The organism is Aliiroseovarius marinus (genome assembly GCF_050881025.1).
GTDB lineage: Bacteria > Pseudomonadota > Alphaproteobacteria > Rhodobacterales > Rhodobacteraceae > Aliiroseovarius > Aliiroseovarius marinus_A.
In genome coordinates this window covers 110318-131875 of sequence record NZ_JBNNXQ010000003.1, presented here as the reverse complement: position 1 = coordinate 131875, position 21558 = coordinate 110318, and the positions used below count along the sequence as shown (strand labels likewise).

Here is a 21558-nt window from a genome sequence, read left to right as displayed (position 1 = left end):
TGTCGCACTTGACCATTGGGGGTTTAGAAAACGGCACATGCGCATTACATGAGTGGGACCAAACATGCGCGAGATTTCCCGGGGGATACATGGGCGACTGGAACAGCTGGATTTTCGGAGCGATTGTCGGGGCCATGACGCTGGCCACGATTATCGTCATCGCACGACGCATGATCATGCGGGAAGCGACAGGTGACACAGGCGACACGGCCCGATTCAGTTCGGACATGAAGGTGTACCGTGATCAGTTGAAAGAGCTGGATCGCGACCTTGCGCGCGGCACTTTGACCAAAGAAGAAGCAGACCGTGCGCGTATCGAAATCTCGCGTCGTTTGCTGGATGCGGACAAAGCCGCACGTGCCCGGCAGACCTCGGATGCGCCGAATGGATTGACCCGGTTGACCATGGGCCTTGTCGCCATCGTGATCGCGGCCAGCAGCCTTGGTCTTTATCTGTATATGGGCGCACCGGGCGCACAGGATCTTGGCCGGGAAAAACGCATCGCACGCAGTCAGGAGATGCGGGAAAACCGCCCGTCTCAAGCAAAGATCGAGGCAGAGGCTCCCGCCTGGCCCGGCCCGCCGCCCGAGGCCCCCGAGGATTATCTGAAGCTGGTCGACGGGCTGCGCAAGGCGGTTGATGATCGCCCTGAAGATCAGCGCGGGCTTGATCTGCTTGCCCAGCACGAAGCCGCCATTGGCAACATGATCGCGGCGCGCGAGGCGATGGGTAAGCTGTTGGTGGTAAAAGGGGAAACCGCCACCGCCGATGATTTCGTCCGGCAAGCTGATCTGATGGTGAACGCGGCCGGCGGCTATGTCTCGCCCGAAGCAGAAGAGATGCTGCGCGAAGCCTTGGGCCGTGCCCCCGGACATCAGCTGGCACGTTATTACACCGGCATCATGTTTGCCCAGAACGGCCGCCCGGACATGGCGTTTCGCCTGTGGCGCGGGCTGTTGGAAGAAGGTCCGGCCGATGCGATCTGGTGGACCTCTGTACGCTCGCAAATCGACGGGCTGGCTGCACTTGCAGGAGAGAACTACACCGCGCCAGATGCCCCGACCCGCCCGGCACAAACCGGCATGCCCGGCCTGTCAGGTCCCAGCGCCGAAGACATGCAGGCCGCTGCGGAAATGAGCGAAAAAGACCGCGCCGAGATGATCAAGTCGATGGTCGAACGTCTGTCAGACCGGTTGGCCACCGAAGGCGGCAGCCCCGAGGAATGGGCGCGGCTCATTTCGGTTCTGGGCGTCACCGGCGACACGGAGCGCGCCGCCGCCATCTGGGCCGAGGCGCAAGAGCGTTTCGCTGACCATCCCGAGGCGCTTGCCACGGTCGCGCAAGCCGCGCGCCAAGCCGGTATCGCCCAGTGATTTTTGACGATATCGAAGGCTTTGCCTCGGCGATTGCGCCAATGACCGCGCTGGCGGGGCTGGATCTGGGCACCAAGACTATCGGCGTGGCCGTGTCTGACAGCTTTCGGCAAGTGGCAACACCGCTTGAGACGATCAAGCGCAAGAAGTTCACGCTGGATGCCGCGCGCCTGCTGGAAATTGCCAACGAGCGCCAGCTGGGCGGATTGGTGCTGGGCCTGCCGCGCAATATGGACGGGTCTGAAGGGCCGCGCTGCCAATCCACCCGCGCCTTTGCCCGCAACCTCGCACAGCTGACCGAACTGCCCATCACCTATTGGGATGAACGCCTGTCCACCGTCGCCGCGGAACGGGCGTTGCTCGAGGCGGATACGTCCCGAAAGCGTCGCGCAGAGGTGATCGATCACGTGGCGGCGGGCTATATCCTGCAAGGTGTGTTGGATCGGATGAGGCACCTTTGATGACAGATGACATCTGGAAACGCGACGAGGTTGAAAGCCCCTGTGTCAAGATTTGCGTGATCCACAAAGAGGCCCGCATCTGCACAGGTTGCCTGCGCACGATCGACGAAATCACCCAATGGTCCCGCTTGTCGAATGAAGACCGGCGCGCGCTTCTTGAAGAACTGCCAGAACGCCGCGCTCTGCTTGCAAAACGACGGGGGGGGCGAAAGGCCCGCCGCGCCCAGAATTGATCCGACTTTCCCTCACCTCTTCGTGACACCCTTATCCCGCTCCGATCAGGTAAGATTTGGGAAACAACGGATTGGAACAGACCATGCGCGCCCACCTCGCAGCCCTTGCCACGCTCACCGCTCTCTCGCCACTGCCTGGCACTGCTGAAGAGTGGAAGACACGCCCAGATGACATTCCCCTTTCACCCGCGCAATTGTCACAGGCTTTGGTTGGGAAAACGGTTATCTTCCATGACAACGGCCGCTCTGACTTTCTTGAAAACGGCTCGTATTCTTACACTTACGGTGAGGGTGGCACTTGGCTCGGCCACTATACACTCAACCCTGACAGCATCGTCTGCGTGACATTCGTCACCGGCACCTCACGATGTGATCTTTTCGTCTTCGCAAATGAAAAGCTGGTGGTAATCACGCAAGACGGCTTGCGATTCCCGATACGCGAAACGATTGAAAACTGAGCCCGCGCGCCCTCGGCTGTGCCTCGGGCCCAACAGGGCGATGGCCGCGCTGCGCGCGGTTCAGGGGCGTTGCCCCTGCGGTTCGGGCGCAGCCCGCCCCTACCCCAAGGTATTTCAAACAAGAAAATAAGGGTTCGTTAACCTTGTTGTTCCATAGTGGTCCAGCGGAACAGGCGGAGGCGCCGATGGCCGTACAAGGAAATGAGTTTGTCTCATACCGGAGGGAGCCACACGCTCCCTCTTTCCATTTTCTTGTTAGAAATACCTTGGGGGTGAGCGCCGGAAGGCGCGAGGGGGCAAAGCCCCTACGCTTGGTCCTCGGTCTCTGCCTCGATCTCGGCGGCGCGCTTTTCAACCAGTTCGACGATATGGTCGACCATCTTTTCGTTGTCGAGTTTGTGGTCCTGCTTGCCCGCCACATAAACCATGCCGGACCCGGCCCCACCGCCGGTAAAGCCCACATCCGTCATCAACGCTTCGCCGGGACCGTTCACCACGCAACCGATGATCGACAGGCTCATTGGCGTGTGGATATGTGCCAAGCGCTCTTCCAGCGTGGCCACGGTTTTGATCACGTCAAATCCCTGACGTGCGCAGGACGGGCATGAGATGATGTTTACGCCCCGGTGACGAAGGCCCAGAGATTTCAATATCTCATAGCCAACCTTCACTTCTTCCACCGGATCCGCTGACAGGCTGACACGGATTGTGTCGCCGATCCCGGCCCAAAGCAGATTGCCCAAACCGATGGCCGATTTGATGGTGCCAGACACGAAGCCGCCGGCTTCTGTAATGCCCAGATGAATGGGCGCGTCCGTCGCCTCGGCAATGCCGTGATAGGCAGCGGCGGACAAAAACACATCTGAGGCTTTGACCGAGATTTTATAGTCGCGGAAATCGTTGTCTTCCAGAATGCGGATATGCTCCAACCCGCTTTCCACCATCGCTTCGGGGCAAGGTTCCCCATATTTTTCAAGCAGATGCCGTTCCAATGACCCGGCGTTCACGCCAATTCGGATCGAACAGCCATGGTCTTTGGCGGCCTTGATGACCTCGCGCACGCGGCCTTCATCCCCAATGTTGCCGGGGTTGATCCGCAGACAGGCGGCACCCGCCTCGGCAGCCTCAATCGCACGTTTGTAGTGGAAATGAATGTCGGCAACGATGGGCACCGGGCTTTCGGCGGCAATCTCTTTCAGCGCCGTAGTCGATCCCACATCCGGGCACGAGATGCGTACGATATCCGCACCAGCTTCAGCCGCGGCAAGCACCTGCCCCAGCGTCGCTTTCACATCCGAACTGTCCGTATTGGTCATGGTCTGCACCGCGATCGGCGCATCGCCTCCGACAGGCACATTGCCCACCATGATCTGACGAGATTTGCGCCGTTCGATATCGCGCCAGGGTCGGATCGGATTGTGGGACATAAGGACACCTATTGTCTTGCTGCTGCAAAAGGGATAGCCCGCATGCACACGGTGCACAAGCGTTCAAACAGGACCCGTCAGGTCGCGCCAAAATCAGCAAGTATTGGGATTATTCTGCGACGGACAGCTCGGCCACATAGGTGGCCAGATCCGCATCACCGTCCAGATCGGCCAGCTCGAACGCGCCCAGCACATCATCCTGCGACAAGGCCACGTTTTTCACGACCGACGGCCCGTCGCCAGCCGGTCCATAGGCCGTACCATTGACCGCAAAGTAGATCGACCCCGCATTGCCGGTACGCAACAGCGGCGCCTGTTCGGTCTTGGGCAGAACATAATGCTCACCCGCATCAAGGATCTTTTCAAAGATCACCGTGCCATCCGCCGATTGAATGCGCACCCAGGACGGGCGCACGGCAAAAACGGCCACATCGGCAGCATCCGCACCGAAGACCTGCACGGGGCGTGTATCCCCCAGCGCCGAAGCATCAGCCAGCGCCACTGCCTGCGGCGTTTCTGCAGTGGTGGTCAGACCTGAAGGAATGCCGCCAAGCGCCGGCGGTGTCGCCCGCGCCAGAATCCCCACATCATGCGGGTTCAAGGTTGAAATCGGTGCGTCACGATGGGTCATCACCGGCACATCCAACGCCTGTGGACGATAAAGGCGATCCAGCGCCTCGACCGAGGGCGGCGTGGTCAGCCCGGTGCCACCTGCCAACTCGCCAGCATCGGCGACGGTCGAAATCGTGTGAGTATCGCCCAGGTCAGGCAATTCGGACAAAACGCCCGGTGTCTGTTCGATCGGGGCGAAATCGACCCGCTGAATTTCTTTCAGGATCGACCAGCCGCCAAAGCCCAGAACCCCGACCAGAAGCGACAGCACGGCCACGGATCCGATGGCACCCGGTTCGATACCAGCAAAGATGCTTTCAGATTGCGGGACCCAACTTGCATTGGGGTTTGCCAGCGGGTCGCCGGAATTATCCAGTTTGGATTTCTGTTTCTCTGCCCGTTCGGCCTGCGCGGCGGCGCCAACGGCCAGACCATGCGCGGTCACAAACCCGGCTTCTTTGCAGAAAGTTTCATAGGCCCATTCCGGGTCCAGACCCAGATAGCGGGCATAAGAGCGCACATAGCCCGCGATGAAACCCTGGGTTTCAAAAGCCGAGGCATCTGCGTTTTCGATGGCTGCGATATAAGTGGCTTTGATCTTCAGCTCGCGCTGAACATCAAGCAGGGATTTACCGATGGTCGCGCGTTCGCCGCGCATCACATCACCAAGGCGGAGGTCATAAGAATCAAAGCCGGAGGCTTCTTCTTTCTCTTCGACCCGCGACGTGGTCCAACGCCCGATCATAATACCGCTCCTGGTGCCTTACACAAACCCACGGGTTAACGATTCGCGATGCGCTCGTTTCCCTTGTGGTAAACTATCACAAACCTACAAGATATGCATGTGCTGATTGCACTTACGCGGAAAGCTCGGCACGATTCAGCTCACAATGGGACCACAGGCTGTCCAGTGCGGCGATCAGCGCATCCATTTCCTTGGGGCCATGCACCGGCGACGGCGTAAAGCGCAGACGCTCGGTCCCGCGCGGCACGGTTGGGAAGTTGATCGGCTGCACGTAGATGCCGAAATTTTCCAAGAGCATGTCGGACAGCTGCTTGGTGTGCACCGGATCACCCACGATCAGCGGCACGATGTGTGACCCATGATCGATGATCGGCAATCCAAGCGCTTTCAGACGTGTTTTCAAAATCTTAGCCTGCGTCTGGTGCTGATCTCGCAGCCCCTGATCGGTCTTCAGATGCGCAACAGACGCCGCAGCCCCCGCAGCCACAGCGGGCGGCAGCGAGGTGGTGAAGATGAAACCCGGCGCGTAAGAGCGGATGGCGTCACACATCTTGGCCGAGGCCGCGATATAGCCGCCCATCACGCCATAGGCCTTGGCCAGCGTGCCGTTGATGATGTCGATGCGGTGGGCCAGATTGTCCCGTTCGGTGACCCCTGCCCCGCGCGGACCATACATGCCCACGGCATGCACCTCGTCGATATAGGTCAGCGCGCCAAACTCGTCTGCCAGATCGCAGAGCGCCTCGATGGGGCCGAAATCGCCATCCATCGAATAGACGCTTTCAAACGCGATCAGCTTGGGCGCGGCCGGGTCGTCGGCTTCCAGCAATTCCCGCAGATGTTCCACATCATTGTGACGGAACACACGTTTGGCACCGCCGTTGCGGCGCACGCCTTCGATCATCGAGGCATGGTTCAGCTCGTCCGAATAAATGATCAGGCCAGGAAACAGCTTGGGCAATGTCGACAGAGTTGCGTCATTGGCAATATAGGCCGATGTGAACAGCAGAGCGGCCTCTTTTTGGTGCAGGTCCGCGATCTCGGCTTCAAGACGCTTGTGATAGATCGTGGTGCCCGAAATGTTGCGCGTGCCGCCCGAGCCTGCGCCGGTGGCGTCTACGGCTTCGTGCATCGCTTCCAGAACAACCGGGTGCTGGCCCATGCCAAGATAGTCATTGCCACACCAGACGGTGACGGGCGCTTCAGTGCCATCGGGTTTCATCCAGGTGGCATGCGGGAACTGTCCCTTTTTGCGCTCGATCTCGATGAACGTGCGATAGCGACCTTCGTCATGCAGGCGCTGCAGCGCCGCGTCCAGCTGGTGATTGTAGTCCAATGTTCCCTCCCGGGCCGTCTCTTCCATATCCCAAGCGCAACATACATGGGTTGCCCCGATAAACATATTCAAAATTTGGATATGTTTTCGTCCTGTTCGCTGACATCCGTGTTAACGGTCTTGGCGGCGGTTTTACATTGATCCAGCGCAAACGGAAGCCCTTTTGCCCCTGCCGCGACAACAAGACCAATGGGCGCCGCCGCCGGGAACACCTCTGGACAGTACGCGCGCGAATGATAGGCTCGGCGCAAACATCCACCCACCGGAGAGACCCCATGTCGCTTGACCGCGTTCTTGACCGTATCGACGCCGACCTGCCTGAAGCCACCGAGCGCCTTTTGGCGCTTTTGCGCATCCCGTCCATATCCACCGATCCCGCCTATGCCATTGAATGCCAGAAGGCGGCGGATTGGCTGGTCGAGGACCTGAAATCCATTGGTTTTCAAGCTGATAAGCGCCAAACACCCGGCCACCCGATGGTTGTGGGCCATGCCGATGGCCCCGAAGATAAACCGCATCTGATGTTCTATGGCCACTATGATGTGCAGCCGGTTGACCCGCTGGACCTTTGGGACAACCCGCCCTTTGAACCGGCGCTGGAGGACACGTCGGCAGGACAAGTGATCCGTGGTCGCGGATCGTCCGACGACAAGGGGCAGCTGATGACCTTCGTCGAGGCCTGCCGGGCGTGGATCGCCGTCAATGGCAGTCTGCCTGCGCGCATCTCGCTGTTCTTTGAAGGAGAGGAAGAATCAGGCTCGCCCTCGCTGATCCCCTTCATGGAAGAAAACCGCGACGAGCTGACCACCGATATCGCGCTGATCTGCGACACGGGGCTGTTCGAATCAAAAACCCCGGCGATCATCACCCAATTGCGCGGCATGTCCTGCGAGGATTTCACCATCACAGGCCCGGACCGCGACCTGCATTCGGGCATGTATGGCGGGATTGCCATGAACCCGATCCGGATTCTGACACGCATTCTGGCCGATCTTCATGACGATACAGGCCGCATCACGCTGCCCGGCTTTTATGACGGCGTCGAAGAGCTGACCGATGACATCCGCGCGCAGTGGCAGGGGCTTGGGTTCGACCATGCAAGTTTTCTGGCCGACGTGGGTCTGAAGACGCCCGCTGGCGAAGAGGATCGCATGCCGATCGAGATGATCTGGTCGCGCCCGACCTGCGACGTGAACGGTATCTGGGGCGGCTATACGGGGGACGGCTTCAAGACTGTACTGCCCAGCCAGGCCTCGGCCAAGGTCAGCTTCCGTCTGGTGGGCAAACAGGACCCTGACGCCGTCCGGGACAGCTTCCGCAGCTATCTGGAAAGCCGCCTGCCCGACGGGTTCACCGTTGAATACCGAACTGAAAAAGGGTCTCCAGCGGCGCAAATCGCGACCGAAAATGCACTTTTCGAACAAGCGCGTGAAGCCTTGGGCGAAGAATGGGGCATTCCGGCAGCTTTCGCAGGCTGCGGCGGATCAATCCCGATTGCGGGCTATTTCAAAGACATTCTGGGCGTTGACGCCATGCTGATCGGCTTTGGCAAGGATGACGACAACATCCACAGCCCGAACGAGAAATACGATCTGGAGAGCTTTCACAAGGGCATTCGCAGCTGGGCGCGTATTCTCGACAAGCTGGCCTAAAGCGTTTCGAGATTAAGCCCGATCACAGCTTGATTTCGAAACGCCCACGACATTGGTAGGCTCCGCGCGTTTCGTCTCATTGTTGTGCCTCAACAATAAGTCGAAACGCTTTAGCCAAACCGTTTCCAGATTGCGTTGAATGAACGTGATCTGGGACGTTTCAAAGCGCCCGGGGGAAGCGTTCTCCGGGCGTCTCCCGGCTCTGCCTGCCGCTGATTTCAGTCCCCATCCGCGATCTGAGACAGCCTGCGCATCCGCACCAGCTTCAGCCCCAACACAGCCCAAGGCGCGCCGTGCATGGCAAGGTCGAACATGTCGATGGGGCGTGTCAGCGTGCCTGAAAACAGCATCACCAGCTTTTCCCAGATATGCGGCGGCGTGAAGGGGGCAAGACCCAATGTCAGGCAGAAGATCGCAATGGTCCCCAACGGCAGGTCATCAATCAGCTTCATGCAAAACCCCCTGAACGATGCGACGCAAACACCATCGCATCTTAGATGACATATGCTCAGGTCTGAATGTGGTGAAATGGCGCGGTTGACGGGGCTCGAACCCGCGACCCCCGGCGTGACAGGCCGGTACTCTAACCAACTGAGCTACAACCGCGCGTGGCGCTGTGGATAGCCCGAGCGCGCAGGGGCGTCAATCGAAAAATCGGCCCGTTTTACGGAGATCTGCATGCAGACCAGCCGTAGGTCGCGCCCCCCATAAAATTCCACTGAAAGCGTTTCGGTTTTCACCTGAGACAGGGGAAAGCCAGAACGCGGCACGAGATATCGATGCCATGGGATTTCGGGATAGATATGTGTCTCAAATTTATCTCGAAACGCTTTAATTGCCAATAATTGGCCATGTTTTCAGGTTACCCAACCTACATGAAAGTGATGGAAGACAGCAGTTCACGCTTCGTGATCGAGCATGGACCCCTGAAAAACATTTTGTTTTTCGGGGCTTTAAACCTGTCTTGCTTGCTTGGAATCATGATGAGCTTCAATGAAGGTGCGATTCTGCGCACTGGGCTGTTGATTGTGTGCTTTATGCTGAGCCTTGTTTTGATTCAGAAAATTGTTGGCCGTGATCGCCTTGTATTTGACCGTCAAAGACGGGTCGCAGAGCTGTTTCATTGGGGGTTTCACCGCCCCATAACCCTGACCTATTCTCTGGATGATGTGGAAGAGGTTGATCTGGAGCGCCTGGAAAAGGGCAGCCGCCTACGATTGGTGCTGCAATCCCCTCCCCGTGCCCTGCCCGTCACGCCCAATGTTGCCTCTGCAAGTCGGATGGCGAAATGCTGTGCGGCGGCAAATATCTGGCTCATGCGCAACCGCTAATAAGCACGGGACACTGAACCATGTCGCAGGCAGGTGTTGGCCAACAAAAAACCCCACCTTGCGGCGGGGTTTCTTAGGGCAGTGGTGGCGCGGTTGACGGGGCTCGAACCCGCGACCCCCGGCGTGACAGGCCGGTACTCTAACCAACTGAGCTACAACCGCTCACTGCCAGTCTTGCGACTGTCCGGGCGTTCTAGGGCGTGTTGCGAAGGGCGTCAAGCAGCCAATGCGACTTTTGAAATCTTTTTTCGAGCTGGCCTCAAAAGCGCCGGGTCCACACGTTTCGAACAACAAAAGCGACAACAGAAACCGGTGTCGTCTAACACCGATCTTACAGGCTGACAGGAAGGGAAATGGTGGGTCGTGAGAGGCTCGAACTCCCGACATCTTCGGTGTAAACGAAGCGCTCTACCAACTGAGCTAACGACCCGTTCCGGATGTGCGTGATACTAGCGTGTCTTGCTGGTGGCAAGCGGTTTTTCACACTTAAGTGAATTTTGATCGCAACGACCCAAAGCTCCCCCTTTTCAGGTGCCATATTCAGGTTACAATACCGACATTGGGGTGAGAAAAGATGTTTTCAGTTTCGCAAAAGCTTGTCAGGAGCGTCATCATGCATGACCGCTATCTGATCCTGAACTATGATATATTTGGTCAGCGCATAGATGCGTCCCCGCGCGAGATCATGCGCATACTGACCGTGCGGCCGACTCAGGTCTTTTTACTGATCTGTGCCGTGGCCTTCATTGTGCTCGACGCGTTTTCCCTTGCTGGAAATGTTTCTGTAATCGAGTATCTGCCCATCTGGTTGCTGGCAATCGCCGGACATGTCCTGATCTATATCGCCCTTGTGCTGCTGCTGGGCGCTTTGCAAAACAGGTTCTCGCTGCGCCGCCTCTACCTGCCAATCATGAATTTGATTGCCTTTCTGATCAATTCGCAACTGATCATGCTTCATGCGCAAATCTATCTTGAACCCCTATTGGCCTCAAATCCGGTTGTGCCCACATTAAGGGACTTCCTTCAGGTGGTGATTTTCGAAGCGCTTTTCTTCTCGTTTGTCTTTCCTGCGGCCATTGCAGAGCTGCGCAAGCCCGACGGTGGCAAACCAGCCGACCCCTTGCCCATCCAGCGCAAGATCACGATCGCGGATCAAAGCTTCGCGCTGGAGGAGGTTCTATGCATGCGCAGTAAGAGCCACATGGTGGAACTGGTCACGCAAGAGGGCAAAACCGTGCTGCGCGCCCGGCTGGCTGATCTTGTCGGCCAAACCGAGGCCTGTGACGGCGTCATGGCACACCGGTCCTATTGGGTCGCGCGCCACGCCATTGCCCATCTCGACCAAAGCGGCCCGACAGACATTCTTGAAATGACCAACGGCGACAAGCTGACCGTCGCCCGCCCCCGGCGTCAGGACGTGCGCAACTGGATGGCCGTGACCCGGCCGGAATTGGTCGACACAACGACGTCGTAGCGCCCGCAAATGACGCAAACGTTCCTTTTACGACAGCCGACCCCCTGCTATAATTCCTCTGCCTCCCATGTTTCCGACCTTTAGCAGCGAGCGCAGACATGAAAGACCCCGTCATTCCGAAAGGCATTGCGCATGTCAGCCTGGATCATCAGGCGGACCCGGAACCGATCATTTTTGTCTTGTTGGACAATCTGTCCATGCTGGCCTTCACTTCAGCGATTGAGCCTTTGCGCATCGCCAATCAACTGACCGGGAAATCGCTGTATGTCTGGACCACCATGTCCGCCACGGGCGAGAATATGCGCTGCTCTAACGGGATCGAAATCGGCATTGATCGTGCCTTGGGTGACGTCCCTGCAAATGCCCGCGTGTTCGTCTGCTCTGGCGTGCAACCCGAGCGATCTCTGGACCCGAAAGTGTCGGATTGGCTGCGTCATCAATGGCGCCTTGGGCGGGTGGTTGGTGCGCTTTGCACGGGCGCCTATACGCTGGCAAAAGCAGGCATTCTGCCGGGCCATAAGTTCACGCTTCACTGGGAAAACATCGCCCCCTTTCGCGAACATTTTCCGGATCTTGACCCGGTTGAGCAGCTTTACACCATCGACAAACGGGTGATGACTTGCGGTGGGGGCGCTGCCGCGAGTGACCTGTTTTTCAAGCTCATCTATGACACGCACGGTCCCGCGCTGGCCCAAGCGGTTCTGAATATGTGCCTGCATACGGTGCAGCGATCAGAAGAAGACCGGCAACAACGTTCAACCTCGGCTTCCATTGGCGTGCGCAATGAAAAACTGGTGCGCATCATCTCGTATTTCGAAGAGCATCTGGAAGACGCGGTGAACCTGGACGAGATCACGGACGAACTGGGCGTGTCGCGCCGCCAGATGGAGCGGCTGTTCCGCAGCCATCTGGACACCACCCCGAAGAAATACCTGCAGGATTTGCGTCTGCAGCGCGGTCGCATTCTGCTGGCTGAAACGGATATGTCGGTGGTCGATGTGGCCATCGCCTGCGGCTATGACAGCGCGCCCTATTTTTCGAAACGCTTCCGCGAGGCGTTTGGCATGTCACCCCACCGTTTCTCTGCTGGCGGGGGATAGCAGATCGGCCCCTTGGGTCAGTGGCGCAGGTCAGCCAGATGCCCGGCGACGAACCGTGCTGCAATTGCATTGAAAACCGATTTCGGCAGCTGGCTTTCGAAACGCGAGATCCACCATTGCACAGCACGACTTGTCCGGAACAAGGGCGGCTTTTCACCGCCGGTGATACGTCTGCGCAGATTATCAACGGTCAGGTAATAATCCACCTTTCGCGCGCCCAGGCAATCATGAACGACCCGTTCAAGAACATACATGACCTCGCGCGCAAGCACCGCTCCGATCTCCCGCGGGTTTGGGCGATTGTGATCCTCGACATGGTATTTCTGGACCAAAAAGACCGTGTCAGACACCTCGGTGTCTTTGGCATAGAGGGTTCGTTCCTCTTGAATAGCCTTGTATGCCGCCCCCCAAGTGAGCTCGAGCCCCCTGTCGCTGCCAGCCTTCAGGCCCACTTCCGTGCTGGCTTCTGACGTTTGAGAAACCGATGTCTCGGCCCCGCAGATCTTGACCTGCGTTTCGTCCCGAAGCACCGTAACCCGCGGCAGAAAGCCGTCCTTGAGCTTTTTGGTGCTGACTTCGACCACCCCGCGCTGATCCTTGGCTCTGATCGGCGCATCCGCGATCTTGGTTTCGGGCAATCTTGCCACCCGCTGCGTCTCTGCCTGCCGCACGATCACCTTGCGGCCCTTTTCCGGCCCAGCGATGACCTTTGCTTCATAAAACAGGGTATCACCCTCTGCCGGCAGGCTTTCGCCACGATGCAGGATATTGTCTGCGGACATCCGGCCGGCCTCGCGCAGCACCTCGCCGTCCTGGGTATAGAGCTGGTATTCCTCTGCTTCCGGCAACAAAATCTTCTGCCGGCGGAAAGCAAGCATTTTCAAAGAGTTCAAAGAAATGAACCTGTTCTTTTCCGCCGGGAACGGGCGCAGGTAAACGTATTTTCCCAAATCGATCGAGTAGAGAAGCAGATAGCCGTCACCCGGCTCTTCCAGCAACAGAAGGTGCTGGCCGATCGGCATAACAACAGACACATCACTGTCCTGAACGGGCCACTCAAACGCGTCCAACTCTGCCGCCTTGCCAAGGGTCAGGTTTCGCGTGTTCAGGATTTCGTCATGTACGTCGAAACTGCGAGGTTCCGCATAGCCGGTCAATTTGGGACAGGTGTGGGAAAAGACCGCGCGCAACCCCGCGCCATAGTCACACAGTTTGCGCTGCTTGTTGCGCGCTTCCGCCGCGGTGGAATACAGGCACAAAACCACGGCGGCGAGCGTGAAGAGCTGTGAGATGTTCATTTTCGCCTCCTGCATCCGTGAATTCGGGCCAGAATCGCGAGTATGCAATGGGATTCATGTTTAACAAAGAAATAAATTGCTGCATGGCGGCAAGATCTCGCCGCATCGCAGAATTTCTTTATTTCCCAAGCACCTGAGCCCCTTCTGACCCAGAACGGGTCATGGCCGGTTGTGGAATATGAACCCCAGAAAGTTCAACAGCAGCTGCGCGGCCAGAATCTGCGTGCTCTCAGACGGATCATAGGCAGGTGCCACTTCGACCAGGTCGATGCCCACCACGTCCCCGCGTTTTGTCAGGCCCTGCAAGATCTCCAGCACGTCGTAATAGGCAAAGCCACCATGGCTGGGCGTGCCCGTCCCCGGTGCGATCGACGGGCAAAACGCATCAATATCGATGGTCACATAATAGCGCGCGCCTTCGGGGATGCGCTCAAGCACACCTTCGGTGCCCAGCTTGCGCACCTGCCGGACAGACAGGATATCGGACCCACGCGCCCGTGCATCGTCATAGCCATCTTTCGCGGTGGAGGAGACATTGCGAATGCCCAGCTGGGTCATGCCCGAGACATAGTCTTTCTCGATCGCGCGGCGCATCGGGTTGCCGTGGCCCTCGGTCACACCGTGGCGTGTATCCACGAAATCCAGATGCGCGTCGATCTGCACCACGTGAATAGGGCCGTTTTCGGCGCAATCTTCTTCAAAGGCGCGAATGCACGGAATGTTGATCGAGTGATCTCCCCCGATGGTCACCGGCAAAGCGCCCGCATCCAGAATTTTCTTCACACCATATTCAATGTTTGCGTGGCTCTTGTCCGTGAGCGTATGCACGATATCCGCATCACCCAGATCGACGATGCGCACGTCGCCCCCCAGATAGGTGGCGTCATCCTCGTGATCATAGGCGCCCGCGTGCCCAAAGCTGAACAGGGTCGAGGCCTCACGTACAGCCCGTGGTCCGAAGCGAGCGCCCGACCGGTACTGGCAACCGAAATCAAACGGCGCGCCCAGAACCGCCACATCAGCATCGATCTGGTCCCAGTCCGCCACGTAAGGCTTTTTGCCAAAAGTGGCGATCCCAACAAATGGCAGGTTCAGTCGCCCCGTTGCATACCCATGTCCCGACATGTGTTCCTCCCTGTGGTCTTTTGTCTAATGAACGACAAACAGAGAGGGGATGACAGGCAAGAATACGACAGAATGCGACGCATTCGGACATTCGAGGTCAAGAACCGCATTCCAAGGGGGAAAATGGTGGGTGATAAGAGATTTGAACTCCTGACATCTTCGATGTGAACGAAGCGCTCTACCACTGAGCTAATCACCCAACGCGGGCGTATTTATCGTCACTCGGCGGCAGGTGCAAGAGGGTCCTGATCATCTTCCGCCTTCTTTTTGCGGCGCAGTTTGCAGATGATAACTTCGCCATTTGCAACGTCTTTTTGACGGTTGACCATCAGGGTGCCCAAGGGTGGCAGTTTCAGTTTTTCGCCATCAGACAGGGCTGCGCCCAGCTCTTCCAGCACAGCCTCGACGATCTCGCGGGTCTTGTTGGGGCGCAGGCCGGTGCGCGCGGCCACGCGCGACAAGAGGAGCTTTTTGTTCACGACCTCGTTTACGGCAGCGTCATTTTCTGTCGGCGTGGCAGATTTGGATGCATCTGCGTCTGTCGTGGCCGGGCTTGCCGCGACAGTGCGGGCGGCCTGATCGATTGACAGGGTGGTGCGTGCCGGCTTGGCGTCGCCAACCTCGGGCGCGAGCTTCGCGGCGGGTTTGGTGGCGGGTTTGGTGGCGGTGGTTTTCGCGCTGGTTGCCTTTGTACCCGCCGTAGGTTTCGCCGCGCTGCGCGCTTTCGTGGCCGTTTTCGCCTTGGTGGTTTTCGTCTTCTTCGCCATCTGCCTGTCGCCTTGCTTATCGCCCCGCGCCATTCCGGGGGCATTGTTTCCTATTCACGGCCAATCTATCGGAATTTAGTTAATAAATCCACCCGCCGCGACAAAAAGGCCGTGTAGATAAGACGATAGCACATACAAGAAGGGCGCAGCCGTCACCAGCTGCGCCCAATATCTTGTGGTTTAGACCGGGTTAATGTGCGGTCGCGCCAGACGGCCCTCCGGCCTCTTTGGCAAGAGCTTTGGCGGCGGCTTCCTCGGCCGCCTCGTCCCATTCAACCGCGACAGGTTTGCGCACCAGCGCATGTTCCAGAACCTCGGACACGTGGCCGACCGGGATGATCGTCAGCCCGTCTTTCACATTGTCCGGAATCTCGCGCAGGTCCTTTTCGTTTTCCTTCGGGATAAGCACCGTCTTGATGCCACCACGCAGCGCCGCCAGCAGCTTTTCCTTCAAGCCGCCGATGGCCAAAGCGTTGCCACGCAGCGTGACCTCGCCCGTCATCGCGATGTCTTTTTTCACCGGGATACCCGTCAAAACCGACACGATCGAGGTCACCATGGCCAGACCCGCCGAGGGGCCATCCTTGGGCGTGGCACCTTCCGGCACGTGCACGTGGATGTCCCATTTTTCGAACTGGGGCGGCTTCACGCCGATCTCGGGCGCGATGGAGCGCACATAAGAGCTGGCCGCGTCGATGCTTTCTTTCATCACGTCACCCAGTTTCCCGGTGGTCTTCATCCGGCCCTTGCCCGGCAGGCGCAGCGCTTCGATGGACAGAAGATCGCCGCCCACGCTGGTCCAGGCCAGCCCGGTCACAACGCCCACCTGATCGGCCTCTTCCGCCAGACCAAAGCGATGCTTGCGCACGCCAAGATAGTCGTCCAGCAGATCGGGGGTGACCTCTACGGTCTCGACCTCTTTCTTCACCAGCTTGGTCACGGCTTTGCGCGCCAGTTTCGCCAGTTCGCGCTTCAGGTTCCGCACGCCCGCTTCGCGGGTGTAGTAGCGGATGACATCCGTCAGCGCGGTCTCGGTCACGCCGAACTCACCCTTCTTCAGCCCATGATCCTTGATGGTCTGGGGCATCAGGTGGCGGGTCGCAATCTCGCGCTTTTCGTCCTCGGTGTAGCCGGCCAGCGAAATGATCTCCATTCGGTCCAGAAGCGGGCCCGGCATGTTGTAGGAGTTCGCCGTGGTCAGGAACATCACGTTCGAGAGGTCATATTCCACTTCAAGATAGTGGTCCACGAAGGTCGAGTTTTGTTCCGGGTCCAGCACTTCCAGCATGGCAGACGCCGGGTCGCCACGGAAATCCTGCCCCATCTTGTCGATCTCATCCAAGAGGATCAGCGGGTTCGTGGTTTTCGCCTTTTTCAGCGCCTGAATGATCTTGCCGGGCATGGACCCGATATAGGTCCGGCGGTGACCGCGGATCTCAGATTCGTCACGCACGCCACCCAGCGAGATGCGAATGAACTCGCGCCCCGTGGCCTTGGCGACCGATTTCCCAAGCGAGGTTTTCCCCACGCCGGGCGGGCCAACAAGGCACATGATCGGGCCTTTCAGCTTCTTTGATCGCTGCTGAACAGCCAGATATTCGACGATGCGTTCCTTGACCTTCTCAAGCCCATAATGATCAGCGTCGAGCACTTTCTGGGCGTTGTTCAGGTCTTTCTTCACGCGGCTTTTCGTGCCCCATGGCAGACCCAGCATCCAGTCCAGATAGTTGCGCACCACCGTGGCCTCGGCCGACATGGGCGACATGTTTTTGAGCTTTTTCAGCTCGGCATCCGCCTTTTCGCGCGCCTCTTTCGACAGCTTGGTGCCTTCGATCTTTTCTTCCAGCTCGGCCAGCTCGTTCTGACCCTCGTCGCCGTCGCCGAGCTCCTTCTGAATGGCCTTCATCTGCTCGTTCAGATAGTACTCGCGCTGCGTGCGCTCCATCTGCGACTTCACGCGGGTCTTGATCTTTTTCTCGACCTTCAGCACGGACATTTCGCCCTGCATCAAGCCGAAGACTTTCTCAAGCCGCTCAGAGACGACGAAAGTTTCCAGAAGCTCTTGTTTTTGATCGACTTCCACACCCAGATGTCCGGCCACAAGATCGGCCAGCTTGTCTGGCGCACGGGTCTCAGACACGGCAGCCAGCGCCTCTTCGGGGATGTTTTTCTTGATCTTGGCGTAGCGTTCAAACTCATCGCCAACCGAGCGCAGAAGCGCCTCAATCTCATTGGGATCGCCGGGGCGTTCGTCGATGATTTCAGCGAAAGCTTCGAAATAATCGTTGTTTTCGACATAGTCCGAAATGCGCACCCGCGCCTGCCCTTCGACCAGCACTTTCACCGTGCCATCGGGCAGTTTCAGAAGCTGCAGCACATTGGCCAACACGCCTACATCATAGATGCCATCCACATCCGGTTCGTCCACCGCCGGGTCGATCTGGCTGGACAAGAGGATCTGCTTGTCATCCGCCATCACCTCTTCCAGCGCACGCACGCTTTTTTCGCGCCCCACAAACAGCGGCACGATCATGTGGGGGAAGACCACGATGTCACGCAGCGGCAGGACCGGGAAAGATTGGCTCAGTTGCTCACTCATGGGTAATCCTTGTTCTTGGGCAGATGGCGCGGCCCCGCGATGCGGCAGCTCGGGTCACCTCCGGATTGACGGCCTTCAGGTTTTCAGGCCGGTCACGCCTATTTGGGGGTATGACAGGCGGGTTTCAACCGCCTATAGGCCTGTGTTTGACAGTATTGTGACGCCCGATGTGACGAACCACAAGCCATGAGACCCGGATATCCACAGGAAAATGACGCCTTGGTTCAGAAGATGCCCATGGCCAGCCCGGCCCCCAGCGCCGTGCCCAGCGCGCGGCAAGGTGTAAGCTGCCCCGCAGTCAGCGTTTTTTCGGCCAGTATCGCCTTTGGGCTGTCTGCATGGGTGCAGATGACAACGGGCGGCTGAACTTCGCGCAACCGCCAGCCCGTCGCGATGCGCGCGAGCTGCCGGACAGCCCCCTGCCCATCACTGCCCGCACAAATCATCTGTGCATAGGGGCGGCCTTCTATCTGCCCCAACAAGGGGTAATAGCAGCGGTCAAACATCTCTTTCATCTCGCCCGACAGCGCGGCCAGGTTTTCAGGCGCCACAAAAAGATAGCCCGATGCCGCGCGCAAATCCTCTGGCTCTACGTCACAGGCGCGCAATATCCGGGTCGAGACCTCCTGCCCCGCGGCCTCATGCGCGGCCTGCGCCATTTGCAGACTGCCGCCTGTGCGGCTGTGGTAGATGATCAGCAGCTCTGCCATGACCTAGCGGTGCCACAGCGCGGCGCCCCTGTCCACAGCCGCAGCACGATCACGCTTTATGCGGCCCCGCCGGTCAAGTCCTCGGCCAGCATCAGTGCATTGCCATCAGGGTCATAAAAGGTCGCGGTTTTGACCATGCCTTCGACCACATCAGTGGGGCCATCAAACCTCACATCGGCCTGTTCCAGCTTTTGCCGCGCCGCGTCCAGATCAGCGATCCCGAACACCGGCACACAATTTCCCGGCGCGGGCTTGGTGTGCTCGCCAAATCCGAGCGTCACACCGGGCGTGTTTGTCTGCATCTCGGACCACCCGGCCTCGTCGGCGTGATAAAGCAAGGCAAAGCCCAGCATGCTCTCATACCATGTGGCGCTGGCATGGCGATCCGTGACGGACATGGCGATTGTAATGGTTTGATCTGGCGAAATGAGTGACATGGGCTTCCCTTCTGATTCATTTTATAGTTACTATACTTTATGGACATTGCATTACTTGTCACCATCACGTCAAGAGCCTGGGCCTTGCCCATTCTGGCGCATCTGCACGCGGGCATTCCCGGCCGGCAAGCCCCGCTTGTCACCGCCACCGGGGCGGGCCGAACAGCGTTTGCACACAGCATGGATCATCTGATTGCAATCGGGTTGATCGAGCGAAACCCCGGCCATGGCCACCCGTTGCGCCCGGAGTTTCGGCTGACCCAAAGGGGAAGTTCTGCCGCCAAGCTCGCCAGCCAGATCCTCGATGTGTCGGGCGACGAAGATCAGGATCTGCTGCGTCGCGCGTGGACGTTGCCAGTGCTCGCGTCGCTCAACAGCCCGCGCCATTTTTCCGAGATCAAACGAGACCTGCCCCCGATTACGGATCGTGCCCTGTCACAGTCCTTGAAAACGATGGAGACGCGAAATTGGGTGAGCCGTCAGATTGACGACCTGACGCGCCCGCCCCGCTCGCAGTATTCAGCCATCCGCACGGGTAGCATCATAAGCAACCTCGCCGCGTCCGCGGTGACATTTCCCACAGGCCCGCGCTAACGCGCCGCTTACAGCGGATCGATGTCGCCTTGGGCGCGGGTGGCATGGAAATCCGCTTCCCATGCGTCGAACCGCCCTTCGGCAATCGCGTCGCGCATGCCCTGCATGATTTCCTGGAAATAGTGCAGATTGTGCCAGGTCAGCAGCATGCCCGAGATCATCTCGTTCGAGCGGAACACATGATGCAGGTAAGCGCGCGAGTAGTTCTGGCAGGCCGGGCAGCTGCAAGCCTCGTCAATGGGGCGCGGGTCGTCCTGATGGCGGGCGTTCTTGATGTTCAGAACGCCCATGCGGGTCCAGACCTGCCCGGTGCGCCCAGACCGAGACGGCAGCACGCAATCCATCATGTCGACGCCGCGCTTCACGGCCCCCACAATGTCATCGGGCTTGCCCACACCCATCAGGTATCGCGGTTTGTCTTGGGGCAGGAAGCCGGGCGCATAGTCAAGACAGTCAAACATCGCCGCCTGCCCCTCGCCCACAGCCAGCCCGCCAATCGCGTAGCCGTCAAAGCCGATTTCCTTCAGCGCGGTGGCGCTTTCCTCGCGGAAATCCTGCTCCAGCCCGCCCTGCATGATGCCGAAAAGCGCGTGCCCGGGACGGTCGCCAAAGGCCTCACGCGAGCGTTCGGCCCAGCGCATCGACAGGCGCATGCTGTCTGCGATCCGGTCGCGATCGGCTGGCAGCGCGGGGCATTCGTCAAAACACATGACAATGTCTGATCCCAATAGCCGCTGAATTTCCATCGAACGTTCGGGCGTCAGCTCGTGTTTCGACCCGTCGATATGAGATTTGAAGGTCACGCCCTTTTCAGTCAGCTTGCGCAGGCTGGCCAGCGACATCACCTGAAAGCCGCCGCTGTCGGTCAGGATGGGCTTGTCCCAGTTCATGAACTTGTGCAGCCCCCCCAACCGGCCAATGCGTTCGGCCGTGGGGCGCAGCATCAGGTGATAGGTGTTGCCCAGCAGAATATCCGCCCCTGTGGCCGCCACGCTTTCGGGCATCATCGCCTTCACCGTGGCCGCCGTCCCCACAGGCATGAAGGCCGGCGTGCGGATCTGGCCACGTGGCGTGTCGATCACGCCCGTGCGCGCGCGCCCATCGGTGGCTTTCAAAGAGAAGTTAACGGTTTTGGAGGTCTGGTCAGTCATAGGCCGTCATGTGGCCCATCTATGCGCAATTGCCAAGCAAAAAAGGGCGCGGGCCGTCGTGGCGCCCGAAGCGTTTCGAGATTAAAGCGTCCGACCTTTAACCTGAGGCAGGGAAAAGGTCGGGTGCTGCGCAACATATCAGTGTTTCGCGCGGCCTGCCGCAAACCCGCAAATCAGGTTTATGGCAGGACGCTTTAATTTGGATACAACTTGATTTCGAAACGCTTTAGCTGTCGGGATCAGGCTCGTCCTCTTTCGCAAGCCATGTAACCTGCGCACCCGTCCCCAGTTGCGCACTCAGCCGCTCCACCAGCCGCTCCAGCTTACGACTGGTCACCATCAGCTCTGTCGTCGAGGTATGATCCACCTGCTTGGCAAGCTCATAGGCCACATCCTGAACCACGCTGGCCGCTTGGGCCAGACGTTCGATATCCGCCACGTAATCGCTTTTGCGCGCCTGAGCGCGCGCGGGGTCATCACTCCTATCCATCAGCACTACTCCTGGCCTTGATCATACTCTTCACCACAAACTCAAGCGCAACACTCTGACCCACTCTGGCCGGTTTGCCATGGGTGAGGGTTACTGGCCCGATCCTGTTCGCACATCGACCTATATCAACTTTTCACGGCAATTTCAGGCTGTTTTCCATCTTCTCCCGGCTTTGTGAAGGAAAT

21 protein-coding genes, 4 tRNA genes and 1 pseudogene are annotated in these 21558 nt (G+C 58.6%); 9 read left to right on the top strand and 17 right to left on the bottom strand.

Annotated features, from left to right (window positions below; translation table 11 throughout):
• Nucleotides 1-89 precede the first annotated feature (89 nt).
• The 4 genes from ccmI to ACRY08_RS09890 all read left to right on the top strand — a co-directional run bounded on the left by ccmI (nucleotide 90) and on the right by ACRY08_RS09890 (nucleotide 2525).
• Entirely contained in the window at nucleotides 90-1373 is a 1284-nt protein-coding gene (gene ccmI / locus ACRY08_RS09905) for a c-type cytochrome biogenesis protein CcmI (protein ID WP_432449752.1), read from the top strand.
• Nucleotides 1370-1834 (top strand): Holliday junction resolvase RuvX, encoded by a 465-nt coding sequence (gene ruvX / locus ACRY08_RS09900; RefSeq protein ID WP_432449751.1) that lies wholly within the window; start codon nucleotides 1370-1372, stop codon nucleotides 1832-1834. The genes ccmI and ruvX overlap by 4 nt, the downstream gene beginning before the upstream one ends.
• Entirely contained in the window at nucleotides 1834-2067 is a 234-nt protein-coding gene (locus ACRY08_RS09895) for a DUF1289 domain-containing protein (protein ID WP_432449750.1), read from the top strand. The genes ruvX and ACRY08_RS09895 overlap by 1 nt, the downstream gene beginning before the upstream one ends.
• Nucleotides 2068-2150: 83 nt before the next feature.
• Entirely contained in the window at nucleotides 2151-2525 is a 375-nt protein-coding gene (locus tag ACRY08_RS09890) for a hypothetical protein (RefSeq protein WP_432449749.1), read from the top strand.
• Nucleotides 2526-2830: 305 nt separating this feature from the next.
• On the opposite strand, the gene ispG is transcribed toward ACRY08_RS09890, so the two are convergent.
• From ispG to hemA, 4 genes and pseudogenes are all read right to left on the bottom strand, one after another.
• Nucleotides 2831-3952, bottom strand: a complete 1122-nt coding sequence (gene ispG / locus ACRY08_RS09885) for a flavodoxin-dependent (E)-4-hydroxy-3-methylbut-2-enyl-diphosphate synthase (protein ID WP_432449748.1) — start codon at nucleotides 3950-3952, stop codon at nucleotides 2831-2833.
• A 109-nt stretch (nucleotides 3953-4061) separates the two neighbouring features.
• Nucleotides 4062-5009, bottom strand: a complete 948-nt coding sequence (locus tag ACRY08_RS09880; protein ID WP_432450277.1) for a DUF4115 domain-containing protein — start codon at nucleotides 5007-5009, stop codon at nucleotides 4062-4064.
• Nucleotides 5010-5057: 48 nt separating this feature from the next.
• A pseudogene (locus ACRY08_RS09875) lies at nucleotides 5058-5222 on the bottom strand (helix-turn-helix domain-containing protein); the annotation flags it as partial.
• A gap of 199 nt (nucleotides 5223-5421) precedes the next feature.
• Nucleotides 5422-6645, bottom strand: a complete 1224-nt coding sequence (gene hemA / locus ACRY08_RS09870) for a 5-aminolevulinate synthase (protein WP_432449747.1) — start codon at nucleotides 6643-6645, stop codon at nucleotides 5422-5424.
• A 275-nt stretch (nucleotides 6646-6920) separates the two neighbouring features.
• Here hemA and ACRY08_RS09865 point away from each other — a divergent pair, with 275 nt between their 5' ends.
• Nucleotides 6921-8297 (top strand): M20/M25/M40 family metallo-hydrolase, encoded by a 1377-nt coding sequence (locus tag ACRY08_RS09865; protein ID WP_432449746.1) that lies wholly within the window; start codon nucleotides 6921-6923, stop codon nucleotides 8295-8297.
• Between the two features lie 218 nt (nucleotides 8298-8515).
• Here the strand turns inward: ACRY08_RS09865 and ACRY08_RS09860 are convergent, their stop codons facing one another.
• Together ACRY08_RS09860 and ACRY08_RS09855 are read right to left on the bottom strand one after the other, a co-directional pair.
• Nucleotides 8516-8749 (bottom strand): RND transporter, encoded by a 234-nt coding sequence (locus tag ACRY08_RS09860; RefSeq protein WP_432449745.1) that lies wholly within the window; start codon nucleotides 8747-8749, stop codon nucleotides 8516-8518.
• 77 nt (nucleotides 8750-8826) lie between these two features.
• Nucleotides 8827-8903 (bottom strand) — tRNA-Asp (locus ACRY08_RS09855).
• 245 nt (nucleotides 8904-9148) lie between these two features.
• On the opposite strand from ACRY08_RS09855, the gene ACRY08_RS09850 reads away from it, so the two are divergent.
• Entirely contained in the window at nucleotides 9149-9628 is a 480-nt protein-coding gene (locus ACRY08_RS09850) for a hypothetical protein (protein ID WP_432449744.1), read from the top strand.
• Nucleotides 9629-9713: 85 nt separating this feature from the next.
• On the opposite strand, the gene ACRY08_RS09845 is transcribed toward ACRY08_RS09850, so the two are convergent.
• Together ACRY08_RS09845 and ACRY08_RS09840 are read right to left on the bottom strand one after the other, a co-directional pair.
• Nucleotides 9714-9790: transfer RNA gene (locus ACRY08_RS09845), tRNA-Asp, on the bottom strand.
• A 192-nt stretch (nucleotides 9791-9982) separates the two neighbouring features.
• Nucleotides 9983-10058 (bottom strand) — tRNA-Val (locus ACRY08_RS09840).
• A 183-nt stretch (nucleotides 10059-10241) separates the two neighbouring features.
• Between ACRY08_RS09840 and ACRY08_RS09835 the strand changes: the two genes are divergently transcribed.
• Nucleotides 10242-11102, top strand: a complete 861-nt coding sequence (locus ACRY08_RS09835) for a LytTR family DNA-binding domain-containing protein (RefSeq protein ID WP_432449743.1) — start codon at nucleotides 10242-10244, stop codon at nucleotides 11100-11102.
• A 98-nt stretch (nucleotides 11103-11200) separates the two neighbouring features.
• Nucleotides 11201-12202 (top strand): GlxA family transcriptional regulator, encoded by a 1002-nt coding sequence (locus ACRY08_RS09830; protein WP_432449742.1) that lies wholly within the window; start codon nucleotides 11201-11203, stop codon nucleotides 12200-12202.
• Nucleotides 12203-12219: 17 nt separating this feature from the next.
• Here ACRY08_RS09830 and ACRY08_RS09825 read toward each other — a convergent pair whose 3' ends face one another.
• The 7 genes from ACRY08_RS09825 to ACRY08_RS09795 form a co-directional block, all read right to left on the bottom strand.
• On the bottom strand, nucleotides 12220-13500 hold the full coding sequence (locus tag ACRY08_RS09825; RefSeq protein WP_432449741.1) for a hypothetical protein: 1281 nt from the start codon (nucleotides 13498-13500) through the stop codon (nucleotides 12220-12222).
• 159 nt (nucleotides 13501-13659) lie between these two features.
• A complete protein-coding gene (gene speB, locus ACRY08_RS09820) occupies nucleotides 13660-14625 on the bottom strand; it encodes an agmatinase (RefSeq protein WP_432449740.1) in 966 nt (321 codons plus the stop codon).
• Between the two features lie 124 nt (nucleotides 14626-14749).
• Nucleotides 14750-14824, bottom strand: a tRNA-Val gene (locus ACRY08_RS09815).
• A gap of 19 nt (nucleotides 14825-14843) precedes the next feature.
• Nucleotides 14844-15392 (bottom strand): HU family DNA-binding protein, encoded by a 549-nt coding sequence (locus tag ACRY08_RS09810; RefSeq protein WP_432449739.1) that lies wholly within the window; start codon nucleotides 15390-15392, stop codon nucleotides 14844-14846.
• A 190-nt stretch (nucleotides 15393-15582) separates the two neighbouring features.
• Nucleotides 15583-17991, bottom strand: a complete 2409-nt coding sequence (gene lon, locus ACRY08_RS09805) for an endopeptidase La (RefSeq protein ID WP_432449738.1) — start codon at nucleotides 17989-17991, stop codon at nucleotides 15583-15585.
• Nucleotides 17992-18215: 224 nt separating this feature from the next.
• Entirely contained in the window at nucleotides 18216-18701 is a 486-nt protein-coding gene (locus ACRY08_RS09800; protein ID WP_432449737.1) for a flavodoxin family protein, read from the bottom strand.
• A gap of 56 nt (nucleotides 18702-18757) precedes the next feature.
• Nucleotides 18758-19138: a VOC family protein gene (locus ACRY08_RS09795; RefSeq protein WP_432449736.1), complete on the bottom strand. Its 381-nt coding sequence runs from the start codon at nucleotides 19136-19138 to the stop codon at nucleotides 18758-18760.
• Nucleotides 19139-19177: 39 nt separating this feature from the next.
• Here ACRY08_RS09795 and ACRY08_RS09790 point away from each other — a divergent pair, with 39 nt between their 5' ends.
• A complete protein-coding gene (locus tag ACRY08_RS09790) occupies nucleotides 19178-19732 on the top strand; it encodes a winged helix-turn-helix transcriptional regulator (protein WP_432449735.1) in 555 nt (184 codons plus the stop codon).
• A gap of 8 nt (nucleotides 19733-19740) precedes the next feature.
• Here ACRY08_RS09790 and tgt read toward each other — a convergent pair whose 3' ends face one another.
• Nucleotides 19741-20883, bottom strand: a complete 1143-nt coding sequence (tgt, locus tag ACRY08_RS09785; RefSeq protein WP_432449734.1) for a tRNA guanosine(34) transglycosylase Tgt — start codon at nucleotides 20881-20883, stop codon at nucleotides 19741-19743.
• A 226-nt stretch (nucleotides 20884-21109) separates the two neighbouring features.
• Nucleotides 21110-21373, bottom strand: a complete 264-nt coding sequence (locus tag ACRY08_RS09780; RefSeq protein WP_432449733.1) for a hypothetical protein — start codon at nucleotides 21371-21373, stop codon at nucleotides 21110-21112.
• Nucleotides 21374-21558 lie beyond the last annotated feature (185 nt).

Excerpts from the sequence above, each read along its gene's own strand:
- ACRY08_RS09800 (WP_432449737.1), bottom strand. The coding sequence starts at position 18,701 with ATGGCAGAGCTGCTGATCATCTACCACAGCCGCACAGGCGGCAGTCTG.
- ccmI (WP_432449752.1), top strand. The coding sequence starts at position 90 with ATGGGCGACTGGAACAGCTGGATTTTCGGAGCGATTGTCGGGGCCATG.
- ACRY08_RS09865 (WP_432449746.1), top strand. The coding sequence starts at position 6,921 with ATGTCGCTTGACCGCGTTCTTGACCGTATCGACGCCGACCTGCCTGAA.
- speB (WP_432449740.1), bottom strand. The coding sequence starts at position 14,625 with ATGTCGGGACATGGGTATGCAACGGGGCGACTGAACCTGCCATTTGTT.
- ACRY08_RS09825 (WP_432449741.1), bottom strand. The coding sequence starts at position 13,500 with ATGAACATCTCACAGCTCTTCACGCTCGCCGCCGTGGTTTTGTGCCTG.
- tgt (WP_432449734.1), bottom strand. The coding sequence starts at position 20,883 with ATGACTGACCAGACCTCCAAAACCGTTAACTTCTCTTTGAAAGCCACC.
- ACRY08_RS09795 (WP_432449736.1), bottom strand. The coding sequence starts at position 19,138 with ATGTCACTCATTTCGCCAGATCAAACCATTACAATCGCCATGTCCGTC.
- ACRY08_RS09830 (WP_432449742.1), top strand. The coding sequence starts at position 11,201 with ATGAAAGACCCCGTCATTCCGAAAGGCATTGCGCATGTCAGCCTGGAT.
- ACRY08_RS09890 (WP_432449749.1), top strand. The coding sequence starts at position 2,151 with ATGCGCGCCCACCTCGCAGCCCTTGCCACGCTCACCGCTCTCTCGCCA.
- ACRY08_RS09860 (WP_432449745.1), bottom strand. The coding sequence starts at position 8,749 with ATGAAGCTGATTGATGACCTGCCGTTGGGGACCATTGCGATCTTCTGC.
- ACRY08_RS09790 (WP_432449735.1), top strand. The coding sequence starts at position 19,178 with ATGGACATTGCATTACTTGTCACCATCACGTCAAGAGCCTGGGCCTTG.
- ACRY08_RS09895 (WP_432449750.1), top strand. The coding sequence starts at position 1,834 with ATGACAGATGACATCTGGAAACGCGACGAGGTTGAAAGCCCCTGTGTC.
- lon (WP_432449738.1), bottom strand. The coding sequence starts at position 17,991 with ATGAGTGAGCAACTGAGCCAATCTTTCCCGGTCCTGCCGCTGCGTGAC.
- ACRY08_RS09850 (WP_432449744.1), top strand. The coding sequence starts at position 9,149 with ATGTTTTCAGGTTACCCAACCTACATGAAAGTGATGGAAGACAGCAGT.
- ispG (WP_432449748.1), bottom strand. The coding sequence starts at position 3,952 with ATGTCCCACAATCCGATCCGACCCTGGCGCGATATCGAACGGCGCAAA.
- ACRY08_RS09835 (WP_432449743.1), top strand. The coding sequence starts at position 10,242 with ATGCATGACCGCTATCTGATCCTGAACTATGATATATTTGGTCAGCGC.
- ACRY08_RS09780 (WP_432449733.1), bottom strand. The coding sequence starts at position 21,373 with ATGGATAGGAGTGATGACCCCGCGCGCGCTCAGGCGCGCAAAAGCGAT.
- ACRY08_RS09810 (WP_432449739.1), bottom strand. The coding sequence starts at position 15,392 with ATGGCGAAGAAGACGAAAACCACCAAGGCGAAAACGGCCACGAAAGCG.